The following is a 10,689-nucleotide window of genomic DNA, read 5'->3' on the forward strand; positions in this document are numbered from 1 at the left end:
CGAAACATCGATTGACCCAATGTTATGAGGTCTCGAATCCATGAGCTTTTGATCCTCTCTATGCTATGTTAATACACATCGCTATTATTTCAGGCCTAATATGTTCTACCCATTTGGGTAATGATTAAATCATGATTTTGGGGAATGGCTAAATTTGAGAACCACTACCAGAATATGAACATCCACGTTTTTAATGGGAGGGATTGAATTGAGACCAGTAAGTATCATAGGTATAGGATCTACCCCCTTCTCTAAACTTGAGGGGAAAGGCCCCGTTGACCTTGCCGTTGAGGCTTCTATTCAAGCATTAGGGGATGCTGAAATCCACCCGAAAAAAATCGAAGCTCTCTATCTTGGTAATTTTACTAGCGGTATTTTAACTGGTCAGGAAATTTTGGGACCACTAGTGGCTAATCGTTTAGGCATGAGGGCAATTCCTTCTATTAAAGCAGAAGGGGCCTGCTCTTCGGCTACCCTCGCCTTCAGGGAGGGCGTGTTAGCTGTAGCTAACGGTGTACACGAATTAGTCCTTACAGTTGGTGTCGAGAAGATGACTTCTGCTAGCACAAGTAAGGTAACAGCTGCGTTGGCTTCTGCCTTAGATCAATCCAAAGAGGGTTCTTGTGGACTTACTTTCCCGGGTGTCTTTGCCATGATGGCGAGACGACACATGCACGAGTTCGGTACTACGAGAGAACAGATCGCAATGGTCTCCATTAAAAATAGGAAAAATGGAGTAAAAAACCCCCTTGCTCAATTTAGGGCAGAGGTAGCTATGGAGAAAATACTGGGAGCTAAACCGGTTACGGAACCGTTCGTTCTGTATGATTGTTGTCCTATAAGTGATGGAGCAGCGGCGGCAATAATATGCCCTACGGAAATGGCAAGAAAGTTATCAACTAAAGCGATTTCCATTTTAAGTTGCGAGGTGTCAATAGGTAACGCATCTATTGATATGATGAGTGACATGGTGAGTTTTCCGGCAACGGTAGAGGCGGCTAAAAAAGCATTTTCGACTGCTGGATTATCTACAAAGGACATCAATTTTGTGGAATTGCATGATTGCTTCACTATTGCGGAGATCATAGACTCAGAAGACTTAGGATTTTTTGAGAAGGGGGAAGGAGGCTTAGCGCTCGAAAAGGGATTGACTCAAATCGATGGCAAGCTACCTATTAACCCGAGCGGTGGCCTTTTGTCCAAGGGTCACCCAGTCGGTGCTACGGGTCTTGGGCAAATATACGAGGTCTGTAAGCAGTTGCGTGGAGAGCATCCAAATCAACTTGATAATCCTAAGATAGGGCTTGCTCATAACTTGGGCGGTACAGGTGCTGTATGTGCCATAACGATTCTTTCGAGGAATTTTTAAGAGAGGTGGGTGATTATGGTGGCGCTGCTAAATGGTTTTAAGTGTGAGGAGTGTAGCTGTTTTACACCTTATAAGACTATCCTTTGCCCCAAATGTAGCTCATCCAATATTGTTCCGATAGAGTCACAGGGAGCTGGCGAGATTTATACCTTTACCACCATTCATGTTCCTCCTGAAGGTTTCGAGGACAAGGTTCCATACACAGTGGTAGTAGTTAAACTTGACGAAGGTACCCTTGTATCAGCCTCATGGAGCGGTGAAACCAAACCACAGATAGGACAAAGGGTAGCCTTCCAAGAAATAGCGGGTAGTAGTTTTGTTTTTAAGTAGCCTTGGCTAAAAGGAGTTTTTGAGATGAAACTATTAGGTATAGATCATATTGGTATATTGGTAAAAAATATTGATAGTGCTATGAAAGTATATTCTGTTATGGGGTTAAAGCCAGCACTGATAGAGGAAAATGAAGCGTATAAGGTAAAAATTGCCTTTTTGCCTGTAAGTGGTGGAGTCTTGGTCGAATTGATAGAGCCTATAGGACCGGGGCGATTAAAAGAGCAGCTTGAAAACTACGGCGAAGGAATCGACCATATTGCTTTTAAAGTAGATGACATTGAAAAAAGCTTGCGTGAATTGAAGGAACAGGGCATCCCGTTACAGGACGAGACCCCGCAATTAGGTGGAGCTGGTGCAAAAGTTGCCTTTTTGAAAAAAGAAGGGGCTAATAATGTCTCGATAGAATTAAAAGAAGGAGGTAGCGAAATAGTATGAATAGTAAAAAGGTTACAGATCTTAAGAGTGCTATCAGTGAAGTGAAGGACGGCATGACGGTCTTTGTTGATGGCTTTGGTTATAACAGGACACCTATGGCGTGTGTGCATGAGATTATAAAACAGCAAGTACAGGGTTTGTGCACCCTGGGAAGCATAGAAATACAAGCAGACATGTTAATAGGGGCTGACTGTGTCTCTATGCTCGATAACGGTTGGACTGGAGCGGAAGGTTGGCCTCATGGGAGTTTTTCGTCCTATCCCATGAGGAGGAAAATCGAGGAAGGGAAACTTAAAGTGGAATATTATTCTAATCTAGCCATTGCATGGCGCCTCATCGGTGCGGCTTATGGATGGAGTTTCGTCCCATTCCCTGGATTTCAGTCATCCGACCATTTTAGGCTTAGGGGGTATCATGGGGAGAATAAAGTCAAGATGATAAAATGCCCCTTCACGGGTGAAGATGTTCCCGTATTACCCACCTTTTCTTTAGATGTTGCCATTATTCACGTACAGAAAGCTGATGTAGATGGGAATGCGATGATTACTGGACCTTTAGGTTATGCTCGCTCCAGTGCGTTTGCAGCTAAAACTACTATTATCACATGTGAAGAAATAGTGCCGGTTGAATATACGAGGCAACACATGCACGAAGTTGTGATACCTGGCGCTTTTGTGAAACATGTAGTAGAAGTACCCTTTGGGGCTTACCCAACTGCTTGTCAAGGATATTACGACTACGATTGGGATTGGATTAAATACTACTTTGAACAATCGAAAGAGGAGACTACATTCAGAGCATATCTTGATGAGTATGTTTTTGGCTGTAATACGTGGGAAGATTTTTTAAATAAGGTATTAACCCAAGATAAAAGGAACGAGATAAAAGCAAGTAGTGTTCTTCTTTACTGATTCTAATTAAGCGAGGAGGAGAAATTATGACGAAATATAGCATGGATTATAGCCTTACAGAAATGATGTGCGTGGCAGCCGCCCGTGAAGTTAAAGACGGAGAACGAGTCTTTGCTGGCGCTGGACTTCCACTTCTAGCTTCGATTGTCGCAAAACGCACTCATGCTCCAAACATTCAAATATGCTTGGAGTCTGGAATAGTTGGTGCTGAGTTTCCCGACGACGAAATAAGAGGGAAATCTCCATTGCCTCGTTTCGTTGCGGATCCTAGGATCTTTCCTGGGGCAGTTTATCAATGTGAGCTTTTAGAGATTAATGGCATATTTTTGACTCAACGCAAGATGGACGTAGGGTTCCTTGGGGGAGCGCAGGTGGATAAGTACGGCAACCTTAATTCTACAATAATAGGAAGTTGGGATAAGCCCAAGGTCTGGCTTCCCGGCTCTGGTGGTGCAGCAGAAATTGCTATGTTTGCGAATAGGGTTCTAATTATAATGGCACCTCATGATAAACGAAGGTTCTGTGAGAAAGTAGATTGCATTACCTCTCCTGGATACCTTGAGGGACCGGGCTCAAGGGAAGCTCATGGACTTAAGTGGGGTGGGCCGGAAGCCGTTGTGTCTACTCTTGGAATATTGAGGTTTGACCCCGATACCAAAGAGATGTATTTAGCTGCAACATATAAAGGCGTAACCGCTGAACAAGTCAAAGAGAATACAAGCTGGGATCTGAAGATCTCTTCAAACCTGCAAGAAGTCGAGCCGCCTTATGAGGAGGAAGTGCGGATCATTAGAGAAATAGATAAGGAGGGGTTATTTACATCAAGATAGCCTTTCGAAGGTGAGAAGTTTTTAGAAAGGAGTGTTGGAGATCATGGGAAAGATGATGATGCTCTTCATAGGATGGTGGATATTCTGGTCTATTGTTCAGACGGTAGTTGTTTATAGGTTTTCAAAGAGTGCCATCTATACAGAGGCTGAATGAGTTAGGGAGGAGGTTGAATAGATGCCAGTAAGGATGTGGTCATGGATATTCATGGTTTTGTACTTAGTCGGAGTAGGCTACTTTACCTGGAGAGCATATCTCAAAACAAAAACATTGGCAGACTTTTCTACTGCGGCTCGAAGCTATGGTTGGTTCATAATCTCTATGGCTACTGTAGCAGCATGGTGTAGCGCAGCTGCGTTTCTTGGACAGCCTGGCATGGGTTATGGCATCGGTTTTCCAGCCTTGTGGTATGTTATGGGATATGCCTTTTCAGGACTCGGATGGGCCATATCTATGTTTGGCATGTGGCGAGTAGGGGCAAGAGTAAATGCCAAAACCCCAAGTGATTTTTTGGGCAAGCGCTTCAATAGTGATCTAGTAAAGACTGTAGCATCTTTAATAGTAATATTGAATATATATTATGTTGCAGGGCAATTCGTTGGCTTGGGATGGCTGTTTGAAACGGCCCTTGGAATACCTTATGTATGGGGGGTCTATATAGCTGCTGGTGTAACGGCTCTATATGTAGTCCTCGGAGGGAGCCATTCTAGTCTATTGAATCAAGCATATCAGGCCACTATAATGGTTGTGGGAGCTATCATCGTTTTGTTTGTGGCCTTCTTCTTCGCTGTGCCAGGGGGCGTACATGGTGTAAACGAAGCTATTGTGGCGCAAAACCCGGCACTAGGGTGGGATAATATTTTTAGCACAATAAGTCCGCTTTTTGCGCCATTTCCTGCTATTTCTATTTGTATAGGGCTTGGACTTGGGGCGATGTCACCACAGATGTGCAAAAACTTCTTTTCTATTAAAGATAAGAATAATCTTCCGAAAGTCGCAATCGCCGGTTTTGTGCTGATGTTTATAATGAGCTTTATGATGCTTGGGGGCATTGGCGCTAGGGCCGCCCTGGGAGATGCATTTATGAAAGCTCCAGATCGTGCACTCCCTGAGCTTCTTGTTCAGCGCCTCCCAGCTCCAGTTGCAGCTTTTATCGTCATAGGAATGCTTGCGGCAATCATGTCTAGTGCAGGAGCGCTTTACCTTGCTATATCAAATGCCGTGATTGTAGACCTATATAGAGATATCATAGCTCCTAAGCTATTTAAGACTGTCGATCCAGCTCGCCTGGACAAACAGGCTCTTTTAATGAGTAGGATATTGATCGTCATCGTAACATTGGCTGGTGTTGCAATTGCCATCCCACCGCCTCCTTACCTTACTGCCTTGATTTGGTCGGGCCTCGGTGGGATAAGCTGTGCTGTAAGTCCTAGCGTGATTTTAGGCGCAGTATGGCGACGTGTTAACGCAAAAGCCTCTGCTATATCAATGATAGCAAGCATTATTGTCTATTTGTATGTCCTTTTTGGCCTCCATCTCCATCCTTATACTGCTCTCGGCATTGGGTGCATAGTATCGTTCCCTCTCATAATTATAATTTCCTTGGTCACTAAGCCACAGCCCAAGGAATATCTGGTTAAACTCTTTGGCTATTGAGAACTAAATGCTTTTTATTTCAATGGAAGGATAGATAGGAGGTGTTTAGGTGAAAGAGTTTGTTGTTGCAGGTATACAAATTGCTCCAGTGCAAAACCAGGTAGACGTAAATATAAATAGAGCACTTGAATGGATACCCAAAGCTATAGAGCTCAATGCAGAGCTGGTTGTTTTCCCAGAGACAGCTACTACTGGATTTGACACAGGTTTGCCTAGGAAAGCGCTATGGGATTTGGTTGACTATATTCCTGGCCGAACAACCGAGGGGATCCAAGCAGCTGCAGCCAAACATAATGTCTATGTGGTATGGCCCACCTATGAACGCGGTGAAGAAGAGGGTGTTATTTATAATAGTGCTGTTTTAATAGACAGAACGGGTGAGATTGTCGGTATATATCGCAAAACCCATCCATTCCCTGGTGAGATGGCTCAGTTCGGCGGGTGGACTACTCCTGGCAGTAGTGTCAATGTCTATGAGACGGACCTGGCTAATATAGGTATAATTATCTGCTACGATGGTGACTTTCCAGATCTTTCTACAACGCTGGCACTTAAGGGAGCTGAAGTGATAGTTCGTCCATCTGCGTTTCTTCGCACTTTCGACCACTGGTGGGCCACCAACTTTGGCAGGGCTTATGATAATCACGCTTATGTGATGGCTGTTAATGCCGTTGGGGCTGATAAGGGAGGCAACTTTTATTTCGGTCATAGCATGATTATATCTCCTAACGGGTGGAAGATAGCACAAGGAAGATGCGCTGAAGAGATCGTATATGGCGTGCTTAAACCAGACGCTCTAAAATATGTTTATGGCGGCATGACAAGCCTTCAGTCCTTTGATCATCTGGAAGATAGAAACCTCGGTGTTTACAATGTGATGCAACCAGGAAAGTCCATGTTTGAGCCAGGCAATCATGTAAGAGCAAGATTTAAGAAAGTATAAAAGGTGTGAAATGTAATAGTTGGAATAACCTCTATTTATTTCAGTTTCTAATAAAAAATGGGTGAGTATCATGTTGTTTTAGCCAAAAATAGGATAATACTACGATGTGTAGTATTATCCTATTTTTGGCTAAGTACCATAGAGAAATTGCGGACTTTAGTAGTTCTCAATCCGGCACTATAAGTTTTTCTTTAAACTTCTTCCAGCGGTTTTCAGTGCAGCGCTAAGTATTTTGGAGTTGCTTTTTTATTTAACGCTTTTAGTATCATATTGCATAGTTTATGATACAATAAACTAAGTTTTAAATCCAGCTATTTTTTTATTATAATATGCATATTCGCCCTTCCATTCGTCTTTCCTGGAAGAGATTACGCTCTTGAAGAACTCCCGCCGCTTTTCCATATAGGATAACTGGTCGGGATATGCTATGTGACTTTTTACTGCTTTGGCGAGATCTGCCCCTAAGATCCTTGCTTCTTCCTTTAATGTATCGAAGCGAGACATCGGGCCGGAGACGCCGCCCACATATTGGACGCCGCAACTTACGAGATATTCCTTCAAGTAGTCCAAGACCATGGCATGAGGGCCGCCTCCAGAAGTGGCAAAAGCGGCTCCGTATTTGCCGGTTAACATTTGGCAGTGGATAAACGGGCTTGAGCGGTCCAAAAGCGCCTTGAGCTGTGCCGTCACATGGTTTATATAGACAGGCGATGCGAGGACGATTGCATCGGCTTCCTGCATAGAGTGTAGCACCGGCGCAACGTCATCTTTTAGCGGACAGAAGAGGAGCTTCCGGTGGCAGGTGCCGCATCCCGTGCAGAATTCCATCCTTAGACTCCCGAGGTGTATGTATTCTACGGAAACGCCTCGTTCGGCGGTGGTGATCCCCGCGACTGCCTCTTTAACGAGTCTAAATGTGTTGCTGTGTTCACCCCTCGGGCTTCCTGAAATGCACAATATCTTCACGTATCTTCATCTCCTCGTTGGTATACTCGACATCTACACGGCAGGGTGTATTCTTATTATAATCTCTCGATTTTGAATCCGACGTTTAGCTCTACGCACAAGGAAGTGAGAAATCATGAAGGCGAAAGCGGTGTCTGTTTTGAAGGATCTCGTTTCTATCGACGGCGTTTCGGGGTTTGAGAAACCGGTGGCAGATTATATAAGCTCCCGCCTTTCGCGGTTATCTGTGGGCGTAAGGAGAGACGTCATGGGAAACGTGCTTGCCAGCCTTCGCTTAGGTAACGGCGAGCCCTCGCTCAAGTTGATGTTTTGTGCCCACATGGACGAGGTGGGTTTGATGGTGAAGGGCGTAGAGCCAGATGGTTTTATCAGGTTCGAGAAGGTGGGGGTTATCCCAGACGCTTTCCTTCCGAGAACGCCCGTCAGGATAAAGGGGATAAACGGCACCATCGGCACGAGGCCCGGTTACCTGATGGAAGGTTCGGATAAGCCTCATAGCGCGAGGGACATGTATGTGGACGTGGGGGTTTGCAGCTCAAAGGAGATATCTGATCTTGGCATAGAGGTTGGAGACCCCATATCCTTCGCGACGGCTTTTTCCCCGACGGGAAACCCCGACAGAGTCATAGCTAAAGCCGTTGACGACAGAGCAGGCTGCGCCGCCCTTTTGCTTTTGGCCGAGCTTCTGTCGTGTCAAGATTTTAGCGGCTACCCCTCGTCGGCCGAAGTCGTTTTAGCCTTCACCGCTCAAGAGGAGGTGGGGTGCAGGGGGGCTGTCGCAGCGGCCGCGGCGGTGCGCCCCGATTGCGCCTTTGTGCTGGATACCGTCCCCTCTGGAGACACGCCCGACGCCAGCATGACCAAGGATATAAACGCCCGTCTCGGGGGTGGGGTGGTGATACCCGTCATGAGCGGCGGGGTGAGCATGGGCGAGATAATGGCTGAACCGATTAAGCGGCTACTGCGGGATGTGGCGGACAAGAAGGGCATACTTTATCAGCTTGCCATACTCCCGGTGGCTGCCACAGACTCGTCTGCCATAAAGACGTCAGGGGAAGGAGTGCCCGTAGGAACTATAGGCATTCCCAGGCGTTATGCCCATTCGCCCGTGGAGTTGGTAGACCTGAACGACATTATATCCGCCACGCAGTTGGCTTTGGGTTTAACCGAGAGATTGCTCGAGGGGGTAAAACTTCGATGAATGCGGGATCAAGATCAAGAGGCGCAAGAAGCAGGGCGTTCTTCATCATGTACGCAGTCCTGGTGCTGTGCGGCCTTTGGCCCGTCATAGCGATCTTCAACAGGCCCGTGTTATTTTTGGGGTTGCCACTGCTTGAGGTCTGGAGCTTCTTCGTGGCTATAGCGACTGCCGTTGTGTTGTTTTTGGCTGACATTAGGGGGGATTAGCGCATGCCGATTCAATTTTGGATCACACTCGGGTATGTGGGCGTGGCTATAGCGATAGGCGTGACCTCCGCCAGAGGGCGCATCATGTCAAAGGTGGAAGAGTGGGGTTTGGCGGGTCATACTATGGGCTTTATGGTTATGTATTTCTTGAACGCCGCCGGGATCATAAGCGCCTTTTCCATGTTGGGGGCTCCGGGTTTCGCCTATGTCCACGGAGTGGCAATATGTTATCTCGTAATCTACGTGGCGTTGCAGGAAATAATAGCTTTTCACGTGGCACCCAAGGTGTGGGAAATGGGATTTCGCATGGGGCATCTCACTCAGGCCCAAGCCGTGGCTGAGCGCTACGAAAGCCCGTTTTTGGGCGCTGCTTTTGCCGTAGTAACGTCCTTTGGTCTCATAGCCTATGCCGTAACTCAGGCCATGGGGTGCGCCTACGTCTTAAACGCCGTTAGCGGCGGGTGTCTCTCCATGGGTTTAGGAACTTCCATAGTGATGGCGAGCATGGCAGCTTATATCTTCATAGGCGGCATGAGGGCCATAGGGTGGACCAACGTCTTTCAGGGAATCCTCATGTTTGTGATGGCTTGGGTCGCTGGCATCTGGGTGGCGAAAGCCGCCTTCGGCTCGTGGTGGTTCGGCGAGATCTTTCGCTCGCTGGCGGAGAGTTCCCCAAAGCATTTGACGCTGCCCGGGCCCATGGGCGCGTGGTCATATCGTTTTTTCAGCAGTTCCGTAATAGTTTCGACCCTGTCCGTATGGCCCACAGGCTGGGTGTGGTGGATGGGGGCAAAGGACTTAAAGATCCTTCGCAGGTCTATAGCACTCATGCCGTTGTTTCTCTTCATCTTAATCCCTACGCTCTCCCTCGGCTTTGCGGCCATAACATTAATCCCAGGGCTCAAGGTGCCCGACCAGGCCGCGCTTGCCGTGGCAAACGCCTACCTTCCTCCGATCCTTGCGGGTCTCCTCGGGGCGGGCGTTTTGGCTGCCGCCATGTCATCGGCGGAGCCGTGCCTCCACGTTACTGCCTTGACCTATGCTGTCGACGTGATATCCCCCGTCGCCAAGCTCTCAAAGGAGCAATGCGCTAAAATTGCGCGGACCCTTACCGTGGTAGTAGCGCTCTGCATCGTTTTGCCTCTGGCACTCTTAAGGCCGGCAAGTCTTGTATACGTCACGCTTATAGGCTACGGATTTTTGGGCCAATCGTTCCCCGCCCTGATGGGCGTGTTGTTCTGGCGCTGGGCCACGCGCGCGGGAGCGCTCTCCGGGCTTTTGACGGGTTTTGCCGTCACTACTGCTTTGTCTGTGGCCAAGTCTCATCCCATGGGGATACACGCTGGCGCTTGGGGGTTGGCCGCAAACTTCGTCGTCTTTTTAATCGTGAGCTATTACACTGGATCGCAGCAGAAGGCGATAGGGCGCTTCTTCCCTCACTTAAAACGCAAACCGTAAACGCGATGGGGAAAGCTTCCCTCTGAAAGGCAATCTGTTTTAAGTTCGCCTTCAGTATATGCTTCATCTGCATGGGGGCGACCAACGCGCCTATAGCAGCCCGCATCCGACACAAGGTTTCAATCCACGCCCCCGCGTGGGGGGCGACAATATACTTGAATTTATAAAGGCCGGGGAATCTGGTTTCAATCCACGCCCCCGCGGGGGGGGCGACCGCGTCAATGTTGTGTATACGCACAAGTTCGCCTGTTTTGATATTAGAAGTGGCTATTCCGATAGGTCTATAGTATTCGATAACATTTTCGCCTGAAGAAATCTCTTTAAGGGCAATCTTATTTCCAATTTGTATTGTATAGAGTACTTATATTAAACCCTCAAACAAA

The 10,689-nt window shown here is 47.3% G+C and carries 11 protein-coding genes; 10 read left to right on the forward strand and 1 reads right to left on the reverse strand.

Translation table 11 applies throughout. From position 1 onward, the window contains the following. Nucleotides 1-208 precede the first annotated feature (208 nt). The 7 genes from EZM41_RS05705 to EZM41_RS05735 all read left to right on the forward strand — a co-directional run bounded on the left by EZM41_RS05705 (nt 209) and on the right by EZM41_RS05735 (nt 6,475). Entirely contained in the window at nt 209-1,369 is a 1,161-nt protein-coding gene (locus tag EZM41_RS05705) for a thiolase domain-containing protein (protein WP_198470172.1), read from the forward strand. Nucleotides 1,370-1,384: 15 nt separating this feature from the next. Beyond that, nucleotides 1,385-1,699, forward strand: a complete 315-nt coding sequence (locus tag EZM41_RS05710; protein WP_198470173.1) for a Zn-ribbon domain-containing OB-fold protein — start codon at nt 1,385-1,387, stop codon at nt 1,697-1,699. Nucleotides 1,700-1,723: 24 nt separating this feature from the next. Continuing rightward, the gene (locus EZM41_RS05715) at nt 1,724-2,137 is read left to right on the forward strand and encodes a VOC family protein (RefSeq protein WP_198470174.1); all 414 of its coding nucleotides are present in this window, start codon (nt 1,724-1,726) and stop codon (nt 2,135-2,137) included. Next, entirely contained in the window at nt 2,134-3,048 is a 915-nt protein-coding gene (locus EZM41_RS05720; protein WP_198470175.1) for a CoA transferase subunit A, read from the forward strand. Before EZM41_RS05715 ends, EZM41_RS05720 begins: the two co-directional genes overlap by 4 nt. 26 nt (nt 3,049-3,074) lie before the next feature. Continuing rightward, complete coding sequence (locus EZM41_RS05725; RefSeq protein ID WP_198470176.1) at nt 3,075-3,878, forward strand: CoA-transferase subunit beta; 804 nt, start codon at nt 3,075-3,077, stop codon at nt 3,876-3,878. Between the two features lie 175 nt (nt 3,879-4,053). After that, nucleotides 4,054-5,532: a sodium:solute symporter family protein gene (locus EZM41_RS05730; protein WP_198470177.1), complete on the forward strand. Its 1,479-nt coding sequence runs from the start codon at nt 4,054-4,056 to the stop codon at nt 5,530-5,532. A 49-nt stretch (nt 5,533-5,581) separates the two neighbouring features. Beyond that, nucleotides 5,582-6,475 carry a nitrilase-related carbon-nitrogen hydrolase gene (locus EZM41_RS05735; RefSeq protein ID WP_198470178.1) on the forward strand — a complete coding sequence of 298 codons (894 nt, stop codon included), beginning with the start codon at nt 5,582-5,584 and terminating at the stop codon, nt 6,473-6,475. Nucleotides 6,476-6,769: 294 nt separating this feature from the next. On the opposite strand, the gene EZM41_RS05740 is transcribed toward EZM41_RS05735, so the two are convergent. After that, nucleotides 6,770-7,441 carry an NAD(P)H-dependent oxidoreductase gene (locus EZM41_RS05740; RefSeq protein WP_198470179.1) on the reverse strand — a complete coding sequence of 224 codons (672 nt, stop codon included), beginning with the start codon at nt 7,439-7,441 and terminating at the stop codon, nt 6,770-6,772. Nucleotides 7,442-7,556: 115 nt separating this feature from the next. On the opposite strand from EZM41_RS05740, the gene EZM41_RS05745 reads away from it, so the two are divergent. The 3 genes from EZM41_RS05745 to EZM41_RS05755 are packed head-to-tail and all read left to right on the forward strand — an operon-like array spanning nt 7,557 to nt 10,306. Next, entirely contained in the window at nt 7,557-8,642 is a 1,086-nt protein-coding gene (locus EZM41_RS05745; RefSeq protein WP_198470180.1) for a M42 family metallopeptidase, read from the forward strand. Next, a complete protein-coding gene (locus EZM41_RS05750) occupies nt 8,639-8,848 on the forward strand; it encodes a hypothetical protein (RefSeq protein WP_198470181.1) in 210 nt (69 codons plus the stop codon). The genes EZM41_RS05745 and EZM41_RS05750 overlap by 4 nt, the downstream gene beginning before the upstream one ends. Before the next feature lie 3 nt (nt 8,849-8,851). Beyond that, entirely contained in the window at nt 8,852-10,306 is a 1,455-nt protein-coding gene (locus EZM41_RS05755; protein WP_198470182.1) for a sodium:solute symporter family protein, read from the forward strand. Nucleotides 10,307-10,689: the final 383 nt, after the last annotated feature.

Origin of the sequence: Acetomicrobium sp. S15 = DSM 107314 (assembly GCF_016125955.1) — a bacterium.
In the GTDB taxonomy this organism is placed as follows: domain Bacteria; phylum Synergistota; class Synergistia; order Synergistales; family Thermosynergistaceae; genus Thermosynergistes; species Thermosynergistes pyruvativorans.

Coding starts and splice junctions, on each gene's coding strand:
- EZM41_RS05730 (WP_198470177.1), top strand. CDS start 4,054: ATGCCAGTAAGGATGTGGTCATGGATATTCATGGTTTTGTACTTAGTC.
- EZM41_RS05750 (WP_198470181.1), top strand. CDS start 8,639: ATGAATGCGGGATCAAGATCAAGAGGCGCAAGAAGCAGGGCGTTCTTC.
- EZM41_RS05755 (WP_198470182.1), top strand. CDS start 8,852: ATGCCGATTCAATTTTGGATCACACTCGGGTATGTGGGCGTGGCTATA.
- EZM41_RS05720 (WP_198470175.1), top strand. CDS start 2,134: ATGAATAGTAAAAAGGTTACAGATCTTAAGAGTGCTATCAGTGAAGTG.
- EZM41_RS05715 (WP_198470174.1), top strand. CDS start 1,724: ATGAAACTATTAGGTATAGATCATATTGGTATATTGGTAAAAAATATT.
- EZM41_RS05725 (WP_198470176.1), top strand. CDS start 3,075: ATGACGAAATATAGCATGGATTATAGCCTTACAGAAATGATGTGCGTG.
- EZM41_RS05710 (WP_198470173.1), top strand. CDS start 1,385: ATGGTGGCGCTGCTAAATGGTTTTAAGTGTGAGGAGTGTAGCTGTTTT.
- EZM41_RS05745 (WP_198470180.1), top strand. CDS start 7,557: ATGAAGGCGAAAGCGGTGTCTGTTTTGAAGGATCTCGTTTCTATCGAC.